The organism is Aeromonas hydrophila subsp. hydrophila ATCC 7966 (genome assembly GCF_000014805.1).
Lineage (GTDB): Bacteria > Pseudomonadota > Gammaproteobacteria > Enterobacterales > Aeromonadaceae > Aeromonas > Aeromonas hydrophila.
The window spans coordinates 4,330,274-4,349,887 of sequence record NC_008570.1; the positions used below are offsets into that span (position 1 = coordinate 4,330,274).

General features: G+C 61.2%; 24 protein-coding genes. 14 read left to right on the forward strand and 10 right to left on the reverse strand.

Annotated features, from left to right (window positions below; genetic code table 11):
• Positions 1 to 9: 9 nt before the first annotated feature.
• Both AHA_RS19695 and dolP read left to right on the forward strand, forming a co-directional pair.
• A complete protein-coding gene (locus tag AHA_RS19695) occupies positions 10 to 600 on the forward strand; it encodes a D-sedoheptulose-7-phosphate isomerase (protein WP_011707591.1) in 591 nt (196 codons plus the stop codon).
• Between the two features lie 4 nt (positions 601 to 604).
• On the forward strand, positions 605 to 1,183 hold the full coding sequence (dolP, locus tag AHA_RS19700; protein WP_077392297.1) for a division/outer membrane stress-associated lipid-binding lipoprotein: 579 nt from the start codon (positions 605 to 607) through the stop codon (positions 1,181 to 1,183).
• A 52-nt stretch (positions 1,184 to 1,235) separates the two neighbouring features.
• Here the strand turns inward: dolP and AHA_RS19705 are convergent, their stop codons facing one another.
• The 8 genes from AHA_RS19705 to zapE form a co-directional block, all read right to left on the reverse strand.
• Positions 1,236 to 1,661 carry a ClpXP protease specificity-enhancing factor gene (locus AHA_RS19705; protein ID WP_017409380.1) on the reverse strand — a complete coding sequence of 142 codons (426 nt, stop codon included), beginning with the start codon at positions 1,659 to 1,661 and terminating at the stop codon, positions 1,236 to 1,238.
• The gene (gene sspA / locus AHA_RS19710) at positions 1,658 to 2,287 is read right to left on the reverse strand and encodes a stringent starvation protein SspA (RefSeq protein ID WP_011707594.1); all 630 of its coding nucleotides are present in this window, start codon (positions 2,285 to 2,287) and stop codon (positions 1,658 to 1,660) included. The genes AHA_RS19705 and sspA overlap by 4 nt, the downstream gene beginning before the upstream one ends.
• Before the next feature lie 87 nt (positions 2,288 to 2,374).
• A complete protein-coding gene (locus tag AHA_RS19715) occupies positions 2,375 to 3,109 on the reverse strand; it encodes a cytochrome c1 (protein WP_011707595.1) in 735 nt (244 codons plus the stop codon).
• Positions 3,106 to 4,323, reverse strand: coding sequence for a cytochrome b (locus tag AHA_RS19720; protein ID WP_011707596.1), 1,218 nt, complete (start codon positions 4,321 to 4,323; stop codon positions 3,106 to 3,108). Before AHA_RS19720 ends, AHA_RS19715 begins: the two co-directional genes overlap by 4 nt.
• A gap of 2 nt (positions 4,324 to 4,325) precedes the next feature.
• Positions 4,326 to 4,916, reverse strand: a complete 591-nt coding sequence (gene petA, locus AHA_RS19725; RefSeq protein WP_011707597.1) for a ubiquinol-cytochrome c reductase iron-sulfur subunit — start codon at positions 4,914 to 4,916, stop codon at positions 4,326 to 4,328.
• 295 nt (positions 4,917 to 5,211) lie between these two features.
• The gene (gene rpsI, locus AHA_RS19730) at positions 5,212 to 5,604 is read right to left on the reverse strand and encodes a 30S ribosomal protein S9 (protein ID WP_005336286.1); all 393 of its coding nucleotides are present in this window, start codon (positions 5,602 to 5,604) and stop codon (positions 5,212 to 5,214) included.
• Between the two features lie 15 nt (positions 5,605 to 5,619).
• The gene (gene rplM, locus AHA_RS19735) at positions 5,620 to 6,048 is read right to left on the reverse strand and encodes a 50S ribosomal protein L13 (protein WP_005336289.1); all 429 of its coding nucleotides are present in this window, start codon (positions 6,046 to 6,048) and stop codon (positions 5,620 to 5,622) included.
• Positions 6,049 to 6,314: 266 nt separating this feature from the next.
• Positions 6,315 to 7,409, reverse strand: coding sequence for a cell division protein ZapE (zapE, locus tag AHA_RS19740; protein WP_011707598.1), 1,095 nt, complete (start codon positions 7,407 to 7,409; stop codon positions 6,315 to 6,317).
• Positions 7,410 to 7,549: 140 nt separating this feature from the next.
• On the opposite strand from zapE, the gene AHA_RS19745 reads away from it, so the two are divergent.
• The 12 genes from AHA_RS19745 to AHA_RS19800 all read left to right on the forward strand — a co-directional run bounded on the left by AHA_RS19745 (position 7,550) and on the right by AHA_RS19800 (position 18,427).
• Positions 7,550 to 7,930 carry a YhcB family protein gene (locus tag AHA_RS19745; protein ID WP_011707599.1) on the forward strand — a complete coding sequence of 127 codons (381 nt, stop codon included), beginning with the start codon at positions 7,550 to 7,552 and terminating at the stop codon, positions 7,928 to 7,930.
• A gap of 81 nt (positions 7,931 to 8,011) precedes the next feature.
• Positions 8,012 to 9,373: a Do family serine endopeptidase gene (locus AHA_RS19750; protein WP_011707600.1), complete on the forward strand. Its 1,362-nt coding sequence runs from the start codon at positions 8,012 to 8,014 to the stop codon at positions 9,371 to 9,373.
• Positions 9,374 to 9,462: 89 nt separating this feature from the next.
• Positions 9,463 to 10,584, forward strand: coding sequence for an outer membrane-stress sensor serine endopeptidase DegS (gene degS / locus AHA_RS19755; protein WP_011707601.1), 1,122 nt, complete (start codon positions 9,463 to 9,465; stop codon positions 10,582 to 10,584).
• Between the two features lie 308 nt (positions 10,585 to 10,892).
• Positions 10,893 to 11,255 (forward strand): transcriptional regulator, encoded by a 363-nt coding sequence (locus tag AHA_RS19760; RefSeq protein WP_011707602.1) that lies wholly within the window; start codon positions 10,893 to 10,895, stop codon positions 11,253 to 11,255.
• Positions 11,256 to 11,621 (forward strand): glycine-rich SFCGS family protein, encoded by a 366-nt coding sequence (locus AHA_RS19765; RefSeq protein ID WP_011707603.1) that lies wholly within the window; start codon positions 11,256 to 11,258, stop codon positions 11,619 to 11,621.
• Positions 11,621 to 11,917, forward strand: coding sequence for a DUF4312 family protein (locus tag AHA_RS19770; RefSeq protein WP_011707604.1), 297 nt, complete (start codon positions 11,621 to 11,623; stop codon positions 11,915 to 11,917). Before AHA_RS19765 ends, AHA_RS19770 begins: the two co-directional genes overlap by 1 nt.
• A 40-nt stretch (positions 11,918 to 11,957) precedes the next feature.
• A complete protein-coding gene (locus AHA_RS19775; RefSeq protein WP_016352193.1) occupies positions 11,958 to 12,734 on the forward strand; it encodes a DUF4311 domain-containing protein in 777 nt (258 codons plus the stop codon).
• An 11-nt stretch (positions 12,735 to 12,745) separates the two neighbouring features.
• Positions 12,746 to 13,396, forward strand: coding sequence for a DUF4310 family protein (locus AHA_RS19780; protein ID WP_011707606.1), 651 nt, complete (start codon positions 12,746 to 12,748; stop codon positions 13,394 to 13,396).
• Positions 13,397 to 13,439: 43 nt separating this feature from the next.
• Positions 13,440 to 14,579 carry an amidohydrolase/deacetylase family metallohydrolase gene (locus AHA_RS19785; RefSeq protein WP_011707607.1) on the forward strand — a complete coding sequence of 380 codons (1,140 nt, stop codon included), beginning with the start codon at positions 13,440 to 13,442 and terminating at the stop codon, positions 14,577 to 14,579.
• Positions 14,563 to 15,678, forward strand: coding sequence for a DgaE family pyridoxal phosphate-dependent ammonia lyase (locus tag AHA_RS19790; protein WP_011707608.1), 1,116 nt, complete (start codon positions 14,563 to 14,565; stop codon positions 15,676 to 15,678). The genes AHA_RS19785 and AHA_RS19790 overlap by 17 nt, the downstream gene beginning before the upstream one ends.
• Entirely contained in the window at positions 15,678 to 16,418 is a 741-nt protein-coding gene (dagF, locus tag AHA_RS19795) for a 2-dehydro-3-deoxy-phosphogluconate aldolase (protein WP_011707609.1), read from the forward strand. Before AHA_RS19790 ends, dagF begins: the two co-directional genes overlap by 1 nt.
• Positions 16,419 to 16,522: 104 nt before the next feature.
• Positions 16,523 to 18,427 (forward strand): BglG family transcription antiterminator, encoded by a 1,905-nt coding sequence (locus AHA_RS19800; protein WP_011707610.1) that lies wholly within the window; start codon positions 16,523 to 16,525, stop codon positions 18,425 to 18,427.
• Between the two features lie 15 nt (positions 18,428 to 18,442).
• On the opposite strand, the gene npr is transcribed toward AHA_RS19800, so the two are convergent.
• Entirely contained in the window at positions 18,443 to 18,715 is a 273-nt protein-coding gene (gene npr / locus AHA_RS19805) for a PTS phosphocarrier protein NPr (RefSeq protein WP_005305943.1), read from the reverse strand.
• A gap of 20 nt (positions 18,716 to 18,735) precedes the next feature.
• Entirely contained in the window at positions 18,736 to 19,602 is an 867-nt protein-coding gene (gene rapZ / locus AHA_RS19810) for an RNase adapter RapZ (RefSeq protein WP_011707611.1), read from the reverse strand.
• Positions 19,603 to 19,614 lie beyond the last annotated feature (12 nt).

Here is a 19,614-nt window from a genome sequence, read left to right on the forward strand (position 1 = left end):
GAGGACCCCATGACTGACCGCATCAAAGAGAACTACACCGAGAGCATCCAGACCAAGATAGCCGCCGCCGAGGCGCTGCCGGATGCCATCCATACCGCAGCCCAGATGCTGACCATCTGCCTGCTCAATGGCCACAAGGTGATGGCATGCGGCAACGGTCCTTCCGCAGCGCTGGCCCAGCTGTTCATCTCGGAATTGGTCAACTGCTACGAAACCGAGCGCCCTTCCCTGCCCGGCATGGCGCTGACCCCTGACATGGCCACCATCAGCGCCATCGCCACCGACCACGGTTTTGAAGAGGTGTATGCCAAGCAGATCCGGGCGCTCGGTCAGCCCAGCGACATCCTGGTGGTCATCACCACCACCGGCAACAGCCGCAGCCTGATCAAGGCCGCCGAGGCCGCCCTCTCCCGCGACATGACCATAGTGGTGCTGGGTGGTGGTGACGGCGGCGAGATCGCTGGCCTGCTCGGCCCCAACGACGTGGAGATCCGGGTACCGTCGGCTCGTCGCCCCCGCATTCTGGAAGTGAACCTGTTGACCCTGCACTGCCTGTGTGATCTCATCGACCAGACTCTTTTCCCGCAACAGGAAGATTGAAACCATGAACAAGCAAATACTCCTGCTCGGCCTGCTGGCCGGCACCCTGCTGCTGCAAGGTTGCGCGGCCGTAGTGGTAGGCGGTGCCGCCGGCACCGCCAAAGCCTCCGGCGATCGCCGCACCCTGGGCGCCCAGTGGGATGATCAGGCTATCGAGCTGAAAGCGGCCAACCTGCTGGCTGACAACAAGCCGCTCAGCGCGGCCAGCAAGATCAGCGTCTACAGCAACAACGGCCGCGTGCTGCTGGTCGGCCAGACACCTTCTGACGCTTACAAGCTCGAAGCTGGCAAGATAGTGGCCCGCATCGAGGGTGTGCGCCACGTCTACAACGAATTGCGCCTCGGCCAGCCGGTCAGCATAGGGGTTCGCAGCAACGACTCCTGGATCACCTCCAAGGTGCGGACAGACATGCTGGGCGCCAAGAATTTTGACAGTGCCAAGGTCAAGGTGGTCACCGAGAATGGTGAGGTATTCCTGATTGGCCTGGTCACTCGCCAGGAAGGGGAGCACGCCGTCGAGATCGCCCGCCACGTCAGCGGCGTGAAGCGCGTGATCAAGGCCTTCGAGTTCGCCCAGAACTAACACTGACTACCGACGCTCGGCATAAAAAAACGCAGCCAGTTGGCTGCGTTTTTTATTTGATGACCTTCAGGGTCGGACGACCGCTCGGACGCGGCGGTTCCGGCTCGGGTTCCACCGGTGCTTCGGCTTGCTCCAGCCAGAGGTCATAACCCGGCTCAGGCGGGAACAGGGTTCCCACGCCGTTTTCCCGGGCATGGATGGCCAATACGGCCGCCATCGGGATGTAAACCTGCTGGGAGACACCACCAAAACGGGCGCTGAAGCTGATGGCTTCATTGTCCATGTGGAACTGCCCTACCGCACGGGGTGCGATATTCAGCACTATCTGTCCATCCTGGACAAACTGCATCGGCACCATCACATGAGGGATGTTGACGTTGACCACCAGATGCGGGGTCAGGTCATTGTCCAGCAACCAGTCGAAGAACGCCCGCAGCAGGTACGGGCGACTGGGTGTCATTGTCGGTTCCATGCTCATACGCCGGCACGGATCTCGCGCTCGGCTTCAGTCAGGGAAGCCTGGAAAGACTCGCGCTCGAACAGGCGAACCATGTAGGCCTTCAGCTCTTTGGCGCCACGACCGGTGAAGTCGATGCCAAGGCTCGGCAGACGCCACAGCAGCGGGGCCATGTAGCAATCGACCAGACCAAACTCTTCGCTCATGAAATAGGGCATTTCACCGAAGATCGGCGCGATGGCCAGCAGGTTGTCCCGCAGTTCGGCACGCGCCGCATCCACGTCGGTACCCGCCATGATCTTGTCGGCCAGAGAATACCAGTCCAGCTCGATGCGATGCATCATCAGACGGCTGTTGCCGCGGGCCACAGGGTAGACCGGCATCAGGGGCGGGTGCGGGAAGCGCTCGTCCAGATACTCCATGATGATGCGTGAGGTGTACAACGCCAGCTCGCGATCGACCAGGGTCGGTACGGTGTTGTAGGGGTTCAGCTCGGCCAGCTCATCCGGCAGGTTGCTTGGGTCAACCTGGCAGATATCTACGCTAACACCCTTCTCCGCCAGGACAATACGCACCTGATGGCTGAACATATCGTTGGCACCGGAAAACAGCGTCATTACCGAACGCTTATTGGCAGCTACAGCCATTGAACCCTCCCGTCATTAAAAAGCAGAAACGGCAATGAAGCCTCTTGGTCTTCATTGCCGTGCATTATATTACCCGGATCTGGTCGCTTAGTGAACGTCGCGCCAGAATTCCTTCTTCAACAGCACAGTGAAGATGAAGAAGATCACGATGAAGCCAAGTACCCAGAAGCCCATGCGTTCGCGCTCCTGTTGTACCGGTTCAGCCGAGTAGACCAAGAAGTTTACCAGATCCAGTACCGTCTGATCATACTCTTCGTTATTCATTTCACCGTTGCCGTCAGATTTGACACTGACAACCTGCTGTACTTCCACTCCGTCGACGGTGTGGGTCGCGAACTCGGCGCGGGGCGTGCCTTGCAGTGGCTCCAGCACATGGGGCATGCCCACGGACGGGAATACTACGTTGTTCACGCCAAACGGACGGGTCTCATCCACGTAGAAGGAGCGCAGGTAGGTGTAAATCCAGTCGGCACCACGTACCCGGGCAACCAGCGTCAGATCGGGGGGCGGAGCGCCAAACCATTTGGCCGCATCCTTGTCCGGTACCGAGTTTTCCATCAGATCGCCGATCTTGGCACCATTGACGATCAGGTTGGCCGCCATCAGATCTTCCGGAATACCGATGTCTGCCGCCACCCGGTTGTAACGCTGGTACTGGGTGCTGTGACAGCCAAAGCAGTAGTTCATGAAGGTGGCCGCACCACGCTGCAACGACGCCTTGTCGTTCAGGTCATAGTTGGCCTTGTCCAGGTGCACTGCCCCGGTGTTGGCAAACACCAGCGACGGCAGCAGGGTCAGCACTGCAAAAATTATTCTTTTCATTTAAATGTCACCCTCTCCGGCAGCGGCTTGGTGCTTTCATTCTTGCTGTAGAAGAACAACAGGACGAAGAACCCGAAATAACCCAGGGTACAGATCTGGGCGATCAGCGTCAGGGTTGGAGTCGATGGCAAGACGCCAAGCACCCCGAGAATGATGAAGCAGACCACGAACTGGGCGATGTTCAGCTTGTGCAGGGTACTGCGATAGCGCACCGAACGTACCTTGCAGCGATCCAGCCAGGGCAGCAGGAACAGCACCACGATGGAGAGCCCCATCATGATGACGCCCAGCAGCTTGTCAGGCACCGCCCGCAAGATGGCGTAGAAGGGAGTGAAATACCAGACCGGGGCAATGTGCGCCGGGGTCTTCAGACCGTTGGCTACTTCAAAGTTCGGCTTCTCGAGGAAATAACCCCACATGTCCGGCTTGAAGAAGATGATGGCGCAGAACAGAAACAGGAAGCCAGCGACCCCAATCATGTCCTTGACGGTGAAGTAGGGGTGGAATGCCACCGCATCCAGCGGCCAGCCGTTCTCGTCCTTGTGCTTCTTGATGTCGATGCCGTCCGGGTTGTTGGAACCCACTTCGTGCAACGCCAGGATGTGCATGGCAACCAGCATCACCAGTACCAGCGGCAGGGCGATGACGTGCAGTGCGAAGAAGCGGTTCAGGGTAGCGCCGGAAATAACGTAGTCACCGCGGATCCACAGGGTCAGATCGTCACCGATGACCGGAATGGCACCAAACAGCGAGATGATGACCTGGGCACCCCAGAACGACATCTGACCCCACGGCAGCAGATAGCCCATGAAGGCTTCCGCCATCAGGCAGAGGAAGATCAACATGCCGAAGATCCATAGCAGCTCGCGCGGCTTCTGGTAGGAGCCGTAGATCATGCCGCGGAACATGTGCAGATAGACCACGATGAAGAACGCAGACGCGCCGGTGGAGTGCATGTAGCGCAGCAACCAGCCGTAGTCCACATCCCGCATGATGTACTCCACGGAGGCGAAGGCACCTTCGGCGGAGGGGTTGTAGTTCATGGTCAGCCAGATACCCGTGATGATCTGGTTGACCAGCACCAGCATGGCGAGCGAGCCAAAGAAGTACCAGAAGTTCAGGTTCTTGGGCGCCGGGTACTTGGCCATGTGGTCGTTGTACATGGCAGTGAGCGGAAAGCGGTAGTCAATCCAGCCCATCAGTTTGGCAAACATGGTCAGGCCTCCTTGCCATCGGCACCGACCAGGATGGTGGTGTCGCTAAGATATTTGTACGGCGGAATGACCAGGTTCAAGGGTGCTGGCACCCCCTGGAACACTCGACCAGCCATGTCGAACTTGGAGCCATGACAGGGGCAGAAGAAGCCTGAGGTCACGCCCTGCACCTGCTCGCCAAAGCTGTCCGGCAGATAGGAGGGGGAGCAGCCCAGATGAGTGCAGATACCGACGGCCACGAAGATCTCCGGCTTGATGGATCTGTAACCGTTGTGGGCATAGTCGGGTTGCTGGGGCTCGTCGGAAGCCGGATCGCGCAACTTGTCGTCGTGCGCGGCCAGGGCATCCAGCGTCTGCTTGGTGCGTTTCACCACCCAGACCGGCTTGCCTCGCCACTCAACACGGATGAGCTGGCCTGGTTCCAACTTACTGATATCCACTTCTACCGGAGCACCCGCCGCTTTGGCTTTGGCACTCGGGTTCCATGACTTAATAAACGGCACTGCGGTAAAAGCAGCTCCTACCCCACCAACGGCGACCGTTGACCAGGTAAGAAATCTGCGGCGACCGGTATCAACTGGCGCATTGCTCATCCAAAAACTCTCCCATGTGGACTCCGCACATTCTTATTGTGTCCCTGTTCCCCTTTCTTCCGTGACAACAGCGGCGGAAGCGGAGTTACAATTGTCACAGAAAAACCGAGGGAATTTTAAAGAAAAGATAACAACTTGACAAGAAAGAGAAGCGAAGGTCAAAAACAATAAATACACAATTTTTTGTCTTTTGTGACGTGGTGTTAGCAATACCGTTGGTAATATTACCAATAAAAAAAGCCTGGCACATGGCCAGGCTTTTTTGACACTCGCGAGAGTGCGTACCAAAAGCGAATTAACGCTTGGAGTACTGCGGACGCTTACGAGCTTTGTGCAGACCGACTTTCTTACGCTCAACCTTACGGGCATCGCGAGTAACAAAGCCTGCTTTACGCAGTTCGGAACGCAGGGTTTCATCGTACTGCATCAGAGCACGAGTGATACCGTGGCGGATCGCACCAGCTTGACCGGAGATGCCACCACCGTTAACGGTGATGTACAGGTCCAGTTTCTCGGTCATCTCAACCAGTTCCAGCGGCTGACGAACTACCATGCGGGCAGTCGGACGGCCGAAGTACTGCTCCAGGGAGCGCTGGTTGATTACGATTTTACCGCTACCCGCTTTGATAAATACGCGAGCAGTGGAGCTTTTGCGACGGCCGGTACCGTAGTATTGATTTTCTGCCATTGTTGCCAGTTCCCGTTAGATATCCAGTACTTGAGGTTGCTGAGCAGCATGAGCGTGCTCGGCGCCTGCGTAAACTTTCAGCTTACGGAACATGGCACGGCCCAGCGGACCCTTCGGCAGCATGCCTTTGACGGCAGCTTCGATTACCATTTCCGGTTTACGCTGAATCAGCTTGTCGAAGCTGATGGACTTGATACCACCCGGGAAACCGGAGTGAGCATGGTACATTTTGTCGGTAAATTTCTTACCGGTTACGTGTACCTTCTCAGCGTTTACAACGATGATGTAATCACCGGTGTCAACGTGCGGAGTGTACTCAGCTTTGTGCTTACCACGCAGACGAGCAGCGATCTCGGTTGCGATACGACCCAGAGTTTTACCTTCTGCGTCCACAATGTACCAGTCACGTTTTACGGTTTCTGGCTTGGCAACGAAAGTTTTCATTAAGTTAAACCCAATTACCTGTTACAGACCCAATTGCTTATGGGGGCTCTCCCACAAACAACAAACGATGGCCTACCTGTACCCCTTCGAATACAAGTAAAGCTTAAAGTGTTGCTGTCTTATCGACAGCTGTAACGTGGGCCGGGCGATTATAAGTGAAGTTGCCTTAAATATCACCTGCTAATTTCACTGCCATGAAGCTAGCAAATGTCGCCCGGCCCTACCTGCCGCAGATGCCCATCCGACTGGCAGGCGCGGTATTGTGACTAAGGAAGGTGCACTCTGGCAAGGTATTCGTGCGATTGCATTTCCTGAAGCCGTGAAAGACAACGTTTGAACTCGAAATTCAGCAGCCCGTTGCCATAGAGTTCCTGCATGGGCACCGCCGCCGATATGATCAGCTTGACGTGCCGCTCATAGAACTCGTCCACCATGGCGATGAAGCGGCGCGCCGCGTCATCCGTGCCCGCCCCCATTGGCTGCACATTGGCCAGCAGGACGGTGTGAAACAGCCGGGCCAGCTCGATGTAATCGCCCTGTGAGCGGGGAGTACAGCAAAGTTGCTCAAACTCCATATAGAGCACACCTTCTCCCATCCCCAGCGACGCCAGCTGACGGTGATTGATCTCGACACTGCCCGCCCGGGCCTCTTCCAGCCCGGTTAACTGCCGAAAATAACGATCCAGATTGGATTTTGCCTGCTGATCCAGCGGGAAGTGATAAATCTCCGCCTGCTCCAACGTACGCAGGCGATAATCGGTGCCGCCGTCCACGTTAAGTATCTCGCAATGGCGCTCGATGAGCGCAATCGCCGGTAGAAATCGGGCGCGCTGCAGACCATTTCGATACAAATCCTGCGGCGGTATGTTCGAGGTCGCCACCAGCACCACTCCATGGCCGAACAACTCCTGGAACAGGGTCCCCAATAACATGGCGTCGGTGATGTCGGAGACGAAAAATTCGTCGAAGCAGATGACGTCGGTTTCGCCGGCCAGCTTGCTGGCGATCAGCTTGAGCGGATCGGCCTGACCGGTCAGCCCCTTGAGCTCATCGTGCACCCGGTGCATGAAACGGTGGAAGTGAATGCGCAGCTTGCGCTCTCCCGGCAAGCTGTCGAAAAAAGTATCCATCAGCCAGGTCTTGCCTCTGCCCACTCCGCCCCACATATATAGACCCAGGATGGGCGTGCGAGGCTTCGGCTTTTGTAGCCAGCCCAGCAGGCCGCGGGATCTGGTCGGAGTCGGGGTTTGGCATAAATCCTGATAGAGTCGCTCCAGACGGGCCACTGCCATCGCCTGGGCGGGGTCGGCCACGAAGCCGGGGCGCTGCAAATCCTGCTGATACTTTTGCTGCGGGGTCATCCTGTCGATTGCCTTCAAGTCCCTGAATGAAGGACAAAATGGTATCACGCTCTCGGGGTGCACGGTATAGTGCCATCAAGGCGTAGCGGCCGCTTTGGCCGCATCAACCCACATTGATTTAGCTGTAACAAGGAGCATCTATGAGTCTGTTAAACGGGATCCTGCTGGCTGTCGCCGCCTTGATTATCGGTGTCATCATCGGCCGCTTCACAGTGCGCAGCCGGGATGCCGGCCGTCTGGAACAAGAACTGAAGAAGGCTCACAAGGAACTGGAAAGCTACCAGGGCCAGATCAATACCCACTTCGCCGACAGCGCCGCCCTGATGGAGCAGCTGGCCGAGCAGTACCAGACCCTTTATCGCCATATGGCGGAGCAGAGCAAGTTCCTGGCCAAGGCTCAGGAGCCGCTGTTCCGTGAAACCCTGCTCGACGAGAGCAGCGATGTCCCGGCCAATGAAGAACCGGGCGTACCACCCCGTGACTATGCAGGGGCCTCCGGTCTGCTCAAGCAGTCCAGTTAGTTCCCTGCGGAACTAATTGCGCGGTAGCGTGGTCAGACCTTGACGATTGCATTGCAACTTTTTCTGGGAGCTGTTTTTCATATGCGTAAACCTCTTTCTGTGCTCAGTGTGTTAGCCCTCAGTGTCGGTATCGCCATGTCTGCGGCCCCTGTACAGGCTGCACTGCCCTCTCTGCTGGCGAACAATCAGGAGATGCCGAGCCTGGCGCCGGTGCTCGAGCAGGTCACCCCTGCCGTGGTCAACATTTCAGTCTCCGGCAAGAAGATCACCCGCCAGCGTCTGCCGGAACAGTTCCGTTTCTTCTTCGGCCCCAACATGCCCGACGAGCAGGTGAGCGAGCAGCCCTTCCAGGCGCTGGGCTCCGGCGTCATCATCGATGCCAAGAAGGGCTACGTGATCACCAACGCCCACGTGGTGCACGAGGCGGACGAGATCAAGGTCAACCTGAAGGATGGCCGTGAATACGCCGCCAAGAAGATCGGCGAGGACAAGCAGTCCGACATCGCGCTGCTGCAAATCAAGGCCGAGGATCTGGTGCAGATCAAGTTTGCCGACTCCGACGAGCTGCGGGTCGGTGACTATGCACTGGCCATCGGCAACCCGTTTGGCCTCGGCCAGACCGTCACCTCCGGCATCGTCAGTGCGCTTGGCCGCAGCGGCCTCAACATCGAAAATCTGGAAAACTTCATCCAGACCGATGCCGCCATCAACTCCGGCAACTCAGGTGGCGCCCTGCTCAACCTGCGCGGCGAGCTGATCGGCATCAACACCGCCATCCTGGGCCCGAACGGCGGCAACATCGGCATCGGCTTCGCCATTCCGTCCAACATGGTGCGCGACCTGTCCGAGCAGATCGTGAAATACGGTGAAGTGCGCCGCGGCCAACTGGGCATCACCGGCACCGAGCTTACCTCCGAAATCGCCAAGACCTTCGGCTACAACAAGAAAGATGGCGCCTTCGTCAACCAGGTCATGCCTGATTCCGCCGCCGCCAAGGCGGGCATCAAGGCCGGCGATATCATCATCAGCATCGATGGCAAGGCCATCCGCTCGTTTGGTGAGCTGCGCGCCAAGATCGCCACCATGGGGGCTGACAAGCAGGTCGCTCTGGGCCTCATCCGCGATGGCAAGGAGCAGACCGTCAAGGTCACGCTGAAGAAGGCGGATGACAGCGAGATCCTGGCCAGCGCCCTGCACCCGGCACTGGAAGGGGCCAAGCTGAGCACCACCGCCGAGCCGGTGACCGGTGTGGCCGTGGCCGACATAGATCCACGCTCGCCTGCCGCCGCTTCCGGCCTGCAGAAGGGTGACATCATCATCGGGGTCAACCGCCTGCGCATCAACTCGCTGGAAGAGCTGAGCAAGGCGTTGAAGAACAAGCCGGATGTGCTGGCGCTGAACATCCAGCGCGGGGAATCCTCCCTCTATCTGGTGATCCGTTAACTGCCTCTCACCCGCGGCCCTCGCCGCGGGTGATTTTTATCCACCGATAGTGTTATTCTCTGCGCGCTGTATGTACGGATGAGAATGACATGAAAATCCCCCCTCTAGTCAGTTACTTGGGCAAGTCTGTCGGCTTCGGTCTCACCGTGGCGGCTCTTCTGTTGCTGCTGTTTCCCAATTTCCGTGGCGGGGCCCAGTTGCCCGGCCTCATCACCAATGCCCGTGAACTGAGTTTCTCCTACGCCGCCCACCGCGCCGGGCCGGCGGTCGTCAACATCTATACCCGCAGCTTTGCCCGCAACCAGGGCAATCAGGCCGAACTCAGGCCGCAGGGGCTCGGCTCCGGCGTCATCATGAGCCAGCGTGGCCACGTGCTGACCAACTATCACGTCATCGCCGATGCGGACCAGATCATCGTCGCGCTGCAGGATGGGCGGGTATTCAGCGCCGAGCTGGTCGGCTCCGATCAGCTGACCGATCTGGCGGTGCTCTACATCGAGTCGGACAATCTGCCGGTGATCCCACAGGATCCGGAGCGCCTGCCCGACGTGGGCGACGTGGTGCTCGCCATCGGCAACCCCTACAACGTCGGCCAGACCATCACTCAAGGCATCATCAGCGCCACCGGCCGCATCGGCCTCTCCAGCATGGGCCCGGACAGCAACGGCCGGCAGGATCTGCTGCAGACCGACGCCGCCATCAATGAGGGCAACTCGGGGGGCGCCCTGGTCAATGCCCGCGGCGATCTGGTGGGCATCAACACCGCCGCCTACCACCTCAACGGCAACCAGGAGAGCTACGGCATCAGCTTCGCCATCCCCTACAAGCTGGCCAAGCGCATCATGGATGAGCTGATCGCCAACGGTCGGGTGATCCGCGGCTACCTCGGCATCTCCAGCGTCGAGATCAACCCCATAGTGGCCCGCATGATGAACCTGGGCGACCTGCGCGGCCTGGTGGTGGAGAGCCTGGATCCCAACGGACCGGCCACCAGAGGCGGGCTGAAGCGGGGCGACGTGCTGCTCAAGATCAACGGCGAGGCCATCAGCGGCGTGCGCACCGCCATGGACAAGATCGTCGAGAGCCGGCCGGGCACCAAGCTCACCATCTCGGTGATCCGTGACGGCAAGCCGCTGGAGGTGGAGGTCACCATCGAAGAGGATCTGCGCTACCAGAACCGGGCCAGCGCGAGCGCCGCCACCGCCAGCTGATCCCGCCAATCCCCTTCGACAGGGGCGGTAAACCGCCCCTGTTTGCTTCCCCCATACTCCCCCATCCGTGAGGCGACTCACAGTTTCCAGCAAGCCTGCTCGGCCCGGCTCGACGGGCCAAGTGCGCCCTCGATCACACAAAGTCAGCCCCGATAGCAGCCCTTTGCCCCTCCACCCCACAAAAATCACCGTTTTCAGCCCAAGCGTGCGGGAATTTCCGCTTCGAATCGGAAAAACAGTGCCTCCTCTCTCCTCTACTGCCGGCTTAGGGTAGCGCTATCCCTTCTGCCAGCCTTGGAGAGCAGACCTTGCACACAGAGACCCATGACCAGAACCTGACCCCGGATAGCCCGGCGTTGCTGCGCCAGACCGACCACACGCTGGCGCGCATCCACACCCTGCTCGGCGAGCAGGGCATCCGCCCCAACGAGGTACAGCAGCAGATGCTGGCCTCCCACGTCAAAGCCATGGTGTGGCGCTCCTACAGCGGTGAATCGCTGCCGGAGGTCGATCTCAGCCTGTTCGAGGAGATCTCCCCCCTCTCCCTGCGCCTGGCCGAACAGGTCGTCGCCTGGCTGGACAAGCTGGCCTATGAAGAGGCCCATCTGCTGTCCGTCCATTTCGAAGTTGCCAAAGAAAACGAACTCAGCTCAGTGAAAGGAGAAAGCTAAATGACAGCCATCAAACTCGTGATCGGTGATCGACTCGGCAAGGGCCAGAAAGTGGGGGCAGGCGCGGAAACCGCCGGCGCCAGCGTGACCATCATCCCCGGCATGGCCGCCGACATGAAGCTCGGTGACGTGATGAACAAGGAGCAGGCGGATCTCGGCATCTCCTTCTGCGGCAGCGGTGGTGCCGGTGCCATCACGGCCCAGACCAAGTACGGCTACAAATGCCGCTACGGCATGCGATCCATCGAAGAGGGCGTGACCGCCATCAACGAAGGCTGCGTGGTGCTGGGCTTCGGCTTCATGGACAAGGAAGAGCTGGGTCAGAAGCTGATCGAAGCCTTCGCCAAGAAACACGGACGCGCCTGATGAAAGAGGACTTCACCACCCAGGTCATGGTCAGCGGCAAGGGGCCGACTCGCCAGCAGGCGTTCGCCGCCGCCCTCAGCCAGGTGCAGCCAACGCTGCTCAAGGACAACCCGCGGGTGATGCTGCGCATCGAGCCGCTCGAGGTGCAGGTGCTCAAGGCCGAAGAGTCGGCCCGGGTGGAGAAGTTCCTGTTCTTCTTCCTGCCGCGCCAGCGCCGCGAATTCCGGGTCCAGCTGGCGATCACGGTCAAGGTCACCAGCCTGGATGCCGAGCAAGTAACGTTCACCCTGGTGTGACACCGCCCGCAGGTACCACCCCACAAGAAGGATACGTTGGATGTTTCTAATCATATTTATCAAGTCACTCATCATCGGCGGCCTGGTAGGCGTCGGGGTGGGGGCCGGCGCAGCACGGATGTTCCACGCGCCGACCGTACAGGGCATGGGCGCCTTCCGTACCCTGGGTGAGCTCAACTCCTGCGAAGGGGACCCCGCCTCCCACTTCTCGTTTGGTCTGGGCTTCTTCTTCAACGCCTGGGCCTCCACCGTGGCGGCCGGCGCTTTCACCCAGGATGTGGACCACCGCATCATTCCGCACTGGGCCACGGCGGCACTGCTGTTCAAGAACCGGGATCTTGCCACCACCCTGCACGACCCGAAGAAGATGGCCATTGCCGGCGGCATCATAGGTGCCATCGTGGTTGCCTTCCTCAACAGCACGGCCGCCGCCGTACCGGCTGCCCTGCAGGTCACCGCGGTCAAGGTGCTGGTACCGGCCGCCAACCTGCTGGTCAACACCGTCATGCCGGTGATCTTCTGGCTGGCCGCCATCGAGGCGGGCAAGAAGTCCGGTTTCTGGGCCACCATCTTCGGCGGTCTGGCCCAGCTCATCATGGGCAACGCGGTACCGGGCCTGGTGCTCGGCATCCTGATTGGCAAGGGCGTGGAAGAGAGCGGCTGGAACCATGTCACCAAGGTGATGATGGCAGCCATCGTCCTGCTGTTCGTGCTGAGCGGCTTCTTCCGCGGCTTCGACATGAAACTCATCGAGTCCTTCCATCTGGGTGTTCCCCTGTGGCTGGAAAACGTCCATAACCTGCTGAGCGGCAAATAAGGGGTCACACCGTGGATGAGAAACTGAAAAACAACTTCTGGTACGCCGACTGGTCCTTCCCCATCTTTGTCGGCCTGCTCTCCGCCGGGGTCTTCGCCGGTACCCACATGTTCTACCTGTACGGGGTCGGCGCCTTCAACGAGGTGGCCTTCGTCGCCATGCTCAAAGCAGGCATGGATACCGGTGCCTATGGCGCGGTGGCGGCCTTCGGCGCCAGCTTCCTGTTTGCCCGCATCATCGAGGGCTCCCTGGTGGGGATCCTGGATATCGGCGGCGCCATCCAGACCGGGGTCGGTCTCGGCGTGCCCGCCCTGCTGCTGGGGGCCGGCATCGTCTATCCGGTGGAGAACTTCGGTGCCTCCCTGGCGACCGGCATGGGGATTGGTCTGGCCATCGGCTACGTCATCATTCTGGCGCGCAAGTTCACCATCAACCAGAGCAACTCCACCTACGGCGCCGACGTCATGATGGGGGCTGGCAACAGCTCGGGCCGCTTCCTCGGCCCCCTCATCATCCTCTCCGCCATGGGCGCCTCGATTCCGATCGGTATCGGTTCCCTGCTGGGTGCGCTGCTGTTCTACGTGTGGGGCAAGCCCATCACCGGCGGTGCCATCCTGGGGGCCATGCTGCTCGGCACCTTCTTCCCGGTTGCACTTGCATAACCATCCGCCGCCCTGCGGGGCGGCACTCGAGAGGCCATCTAGCATGTACGACATCATCATCAGAGCGGGGCGCCAGGGAGATGGCCAGCTCGTCGATATCGCCATCATGGAGGGCAAGATAGCCGCCATCGGCACCCTGCCGGAGACGGCAGCGGCGCAGCAGACCCTGGATCTCGGCGGCCGGGTACATGTGAGCGCCGGCTGGATCGACGGCCACACTCACTGCTACCCCGCCTCCCCCATCTATCACGATGAGCCGGACAAGGTGGGCGTGGAGTCCGGCGTCACCACCGTCATCGACGCCGGCAGTACCGGGGCCGACGACGTGGATGACTTCCAGCGTCTCGCCGCCGGCTGCAAGACCCGGGTGCACGCCCTGCTCAACATCTCCCGCATCGGCCTGCTGCGCCAGAACGAGCTGGCCGACAGCCGGGACCTCGACATGGATCTCGCCTCCGCGGCCATCCGCCGCCACCCCGGCTTCATCGTCGGCATCAAGGCGCGGATGAGCGGCAGCGTGGTGGGTGAGAACGGCCTGCAACCGCTGCGCATGGCCAAGACACTGCAACAGGCCCACGGTCGGCTGCCGCTGATGGTACACGTGGGCAACACGCCACCGGATCTGGACGAGATCGTCGCCCTGCTGGGCGATGGCGATCTGCTGACCCACTGCTTCAACGGCAAGCCCAACCGCATCCTGACCCCGGCCGGTGAACTGCGCCAGGCGGTGCGTGAGGCGATGCAGCGGGGACTCTTGCTCGACATCGGTCACGGCGGCGCCAGCTTCAGCTTCGAGGTGGCGGAGCTGGCCATTGCCCAGGGGATCCTGCCCCGCACCATCAGCTCCGACATCTACTGCAAGAACCGCATCAAGGGGCCGGTCTACAGCCTGGCCCACGTGATGTCGAAGTTTCTCGCCATCGGCATGACCCTGGAGCAGGTGCTGGCCTGCGTCACCCACCATGCCGCCGATGCCCTGCGCCTGTCCGGCAAGGGGCGACTCGAGGTGGGCGCCGCTGCCGACCTGACCCTGTTCGAGGTGAGCAGCGGCCCCACCCTCTTTACCGATACCGAAGCCGGCGCCCGCAATGGCGATCGGCAGTTGCTGCCCCTCGCCGCCCTGGTCGGTGGCGAACTGGTTCTGACTCACTATGGGAAATCACACCATGCCTTCTGTGTATGAGAAATATCAGCTCAAACCGGTGATCAACGCCTCCGGACGCATGACCATTCTCGGCGTATCCACCCCCGAGCAGGAGGTGGTCGATGCGGTCAACTTCGGCCTCGGCCATTACTTCGAGGTGAAGGATCTGGTCAACAAGACCGGCGCCTACCTGGCCGGCTTGCTGGACGTGGAAGATGCGGTGGTGGTCTCCTGCGCCAGCGCCGGCATCGCCCAGTCGGTGGCCGCGGTGATCGTGCGCGGCGACCCCTACCGCCTCGAGCAGTTGCACGCCCATGCCCACAATGTGCCGAGCGAAATCGTGCTGCCCAAGGGGCACAACGTCAACTTCGGCGCCCCGGTCGGCACCATGGTCAACCTGGGTGGCGGCAAGGTGGTGGAGGCCGGCTACGCCAACGAGTGCTCTGCCGCCCAGCTGGCCGCCGCCATCAATACCAGTACCGCCGCAATCCTCTACATCAAGTCCCACCACTGCGTGCAGAAGAGCATTCTGTCGGTGGCCGAGGCGGCCGAGGTAGCCAAGGCTCACGGGCTCCCGCTCATCGTCGATGCCGCGGCCGAGGAAGATCTGCGTCTCTACTACAACCTGGGGGCGGATCTGGTCATCTACAGCGGCGCCAAGGCCATCGAAGGGCCCACCAGCGGGCTGGTACTCGGCAAGCGCCAGTACGTGGAGTGGGTCAAGCAGCAGGCCAACGGTATCGGCCGTGCCATGAAGGTGGGCAAGGAGGGGATCCTCGGCCTCACCCACGCCATCGAGCGCTACCTGGCCAAGGAGAAGGAGAGCGGCGCCGCCATGGTCGCCAAGATGACCCCCTTCATCGAGCGCCTCAACCAGTTGCCCGGCGTCAGCGCCAAGGTGGTGTGGGACAGCGCGGGGCGCGACATCGCCCGCACCGATATCGCCTTCGACCACCAGCAGATCGGCATGACCACAGTGCAGGTCGTCGCCCGTCTGCAGCAGGGCACCCCTGCCATCTACTGCCGTGGCTACAAGGCCAACGAGGGGCACCTCGAGATAGACGTGCGCAGCGTCACCGTGCCCCAGCTCGACCAGATCCATGCCGCCATTGCCCACCTCGTTCAGGAGAACAACTGATGTCTTTGACTCCCAATTACTACCGCGCTCGGGTCTGCCTCAACGTACTGGCCGGCTCCCGACAGAATGCCGTCGACATTTATGAGGCCGCCGAGGGCCACGTGCTGGTCGGCGTGCTCTCCAAAAACTACCCGGATGTGCCCTCCGCCGTCGCTGACATGCAGGCCTACGCCCAGCTTATCGACAACGCCCTCTCCATCGGACTGGGGGCCGGCGATCCGCGCCAGTCTGCCATGGTGGCCGAGCTGGCTCGCCAGCTGCAGCCCCAGCACGTCAATCAGGTGTTCACCGGCGTCGGCGCCAGCCGGGCGCTGCTCGGCCAGCCTGACACCCTCGTCAATGGCCTTGTCTCCCCCACCGGCACCCCAGGGATGGTGAAGATCTCCACCGGACCCCTGAGCAGCCAGCAGCCGGACGGCATCGTCCCCATCGACACCGCCATCGCCCTGCTCAGGGACATGGGCGGCAGCTCGGTCAAGTTCTTCCCCATGGGGGGGCTGACCTGCCGCGCCGAATATCAGGCAGTGGCCGAGGCCTGTGCCCGCCACAGCTTCTGGCTGGAGCCCACCGGCGGCATCGATCTCGACAACTTTGAGGAGATAGTGCGAATTGCGCTGGATGCCGGGGTCGAGAAGGTGATCCCCCACATCTACAGCTCCATCATCGACAGCGCGAGCGGTCAGACCCGTCCCGAGGACGTGCGCACCCTGCTGGCCACGGTGAAGCGGCTGCTGGCCTGACGGCCCTCAGGCACCGGTCCGATCACTGACCGGTGCCTGGCTTGTTAATGACCCGCTTGTTAACATCGATTTTTCATTCCGCGACAGGAGTCCGTTTCCCCCTCATGATCAAGCTGCCCCACCCCAGACTCCATCAACTGCTCACCCTGCTCCACGCCGAACCGCTGCCGCAGGAGGAGCTGGCCCGCCGCCTCAGTGTCTCCACCCGCACCGTGCGCACCGACGTGGCGACCCTGAACGAGATCATCGCCACCCAGGGCGCCCACCTGATCCACCAGCGCGGTAGCGGCTACCAGCTCAAGATCTACAATCAGGAGCTGTTCGAGGCGCTGCTGGCAGCCCAGGAGCAGGAGAGCGGACTGCCCCGCACCAGCCGCGAGCGAGTGCTGCACCTGCAGATCCTGCTGCTGACGGCGGAGCAGGGTATCAAGCTCGACGAGCTGGCGGACACCTGGTATCTGAGCCGGGCGGCACTGCAGGGGGACATGGCGGAAGTACGGGAGCGGCTCGCCCACTTCGGACTCGCCATCGACAGCAAACCCAGGCAGGGGATGCGGATCCAGGGGGGCGAGACGGCCATCCGCGCCTGCCTCACCCAGCTGCTCTATCAGGAACTGCTGCACAGCAACCCGCTGCAGAGTCTGCTGCCCAACCTCTGTCCCAGCAAGACGCTGGAGGTAGTGGGCAATCACATCCACGAACAGCTCGGCCGTCATCAGCTGCGCCTGGCCGACGAGAGTCTGCAGCAGCTCGCCATCTACTGCGCCGTCGCCCTGCTGCGCCAGGCGGCCGGCCACGAGCTGCGCCAATTCACCAGCGAGGATCTCACGGCACCTCTGCTGGCGGTCGCCCGCGACATCTATGGCGAGCTGCCGACCCTGACTCCGCCGGGGGAGGAGGAGATAGCCTGTCTCGCCATCCAGATCCAGGCCCGCCTCACCGCCGATGCCCCCCAGCTCAGCCCGGCCATGGCAGCCGAGAGCGAACAGCTGGTGGAACATCTGCTGGCCTACATCCACCAGCACTACCCCTATGACCTGCGCGGCGATCTGCAACTGCGGGCCGACCTGCAGACTCATATCAGCGCCATGCTGCTGCGGGTCAAATACCAGATCGGCAGCCACAATCCGCTGGCGGACCACATCAAGCAGTACTACCCCCTCGCCTACGACATCACGCTGGCGGCCATCTCGGAGTGGATCAGGCAGACTCCCTATCGGCTGACCCACCACGAGATAGGCTACCTGGTGATCCACATCGGGGTCGGACTGGAGCGTCACTACGACATCGGTTACACCCGCCGTCCCCAGGCGCTGCTGCTGTGCGATGCGGGCAATGCCACCTTCCGGGTGCTGGAGGCCCGCATCAAGCGGGAGTATCCCCAGTTGCAGCTGACCATGCTGGAGTCGGTGCGGGATTACGAAGGGCTGGCGCGGATCGAGCAGGACTTCGTCATCAGCACCGTCAAGGCCGGCGAGAAGAACGTGCCCGTGGTGCAGGTCGCCCCCTTCCCGACCCAGTACCAGCTGGAGCAGCTCGGCAAACTGGTGCTGGTCGATCGCACCCGCCCCTACCTGCTCGACAAGTACTTCGATGCCGACCACTTCATGGTGGTCACCGAACCGCTCAGCCAGGCGGCGCTGTTTGATCGCATCTGCAGCCAGCTGGAGGTGGAAGATCTGGTGGAAAGCGGCTTTCGGGGATCGTTGCAGGAACGGGAGCGGATCGTCTCCACCATGCTGGGGGACGGCATCGCCCTGCCCCACTCCCTCGGTCTGCTGGCGCGCTGCACCCTGGTCTATACCGTGCTGGCCCCGCAGGGGATCGACTGGGGCAACGGCGAGAGCGCTACCCTCGTCTTCGTGCTGGCCATCGCCAAGGCCGACTACGAAGAGGCCATGGGGCTCTATGACCTGTTCCTGGCGCTGATGAACGAAAAAGCCAGCAGGAGTCTGCTGGCTTGTCGGGATTTTGCCGCCTTCAAGACGCTGGCACGCAGCGCACCTTGAGCATGCCGAGGTGCGTTACTCCTCGTTGAAGCCCGAGGTGAACAGCGCCACCACGGCGGCCAGGGCCTCCACTTCCTCGGGCCCCTCCACCTGGACTTCCACCTGCTTGCCCTGGGCGGAGTCCAGCATCAGCAGGCCGATCACGCTGTCCGCGTCGGCCTCGACCCCCTCTTCATTGCGCAGCAACACGTGGGCATCGAACCCCTGCACCAGCTCGAACAGCATCATGGCCGGTCTGGCATGCATGCCCAGCTTGTTTTTCACTTCCACCGAGGCTGAGACGGTCATCTGATCTTCCTATTGGTCCATCAAAATTGCGGTGCACTCTTGTCGAGGGTGCGGTGGCGGATCTGGACGTTCTTGCCCAGCAGGCGGAAGGCGCCGGCCAGCTGCTCGGCAATGAACACCGATCTGTGCTGGCCGCCGGTGCAACCGATACCGACTGTCACATAGCTGCGATTGTTGCGCTCCAGGTGAGGCAACCAGGTCGCCAGCATATTCTCGATCTGCAGGATGAACTGCATCACGTCGGGCTGGCTGGAGAGGTAGCGGGCCACCGGCTCATCCTTGCCGGTGAAGGGTTTGAGCTCGGGGATCCAGTGCGGATTGGGCAGGAAGCGGGCGTCGAACACGAAGTCGGCATCCTTGGGAATGCCGTACTTGAAGCCGAACGACTCGAACACCAGCACCAGCTCGTTCTCCTTCTTGCCGAGCACCCGGGTCTTGATGAGCTCGCTCAGGTCGTGAATGCTGAGGTTGGTGGTATCGATGCGCAGGTCGGCCGTCGAGGAGAGCGGTGCCAGCAGGTGGGTCTCCTCCCGAATCGCCTCGTCCAGCGACAGCTGATTGCGTGACAAGGGGTGCAGCCGGCGGCTCTCGCCGTAGCGCTTGAGCAGGGTGGAGTTTTCCGCATCGAAGAAGAAGCTCGAGAACTCCACCCGCCCCTCGTTGCGAACCTGGGCCAGCAGGGTTTCCAGCTTGTCCGGGCTCGCCGGCAGGTTGCGCACGTCGATGCTGACCGCCAGCTTGTCATACTGGCTCTCGACCGAGACGATCAGCTGGGGCAGCAGGTTGACCGGCAGGTTATCCACGCAGTAATAACCGAGATCCTCCAGCACACGCAGGGCAACTGTCTTGCCCGAGCCGGAGCGCCCACTCACCACTATTAATTGCATCTTGTTCCCTCA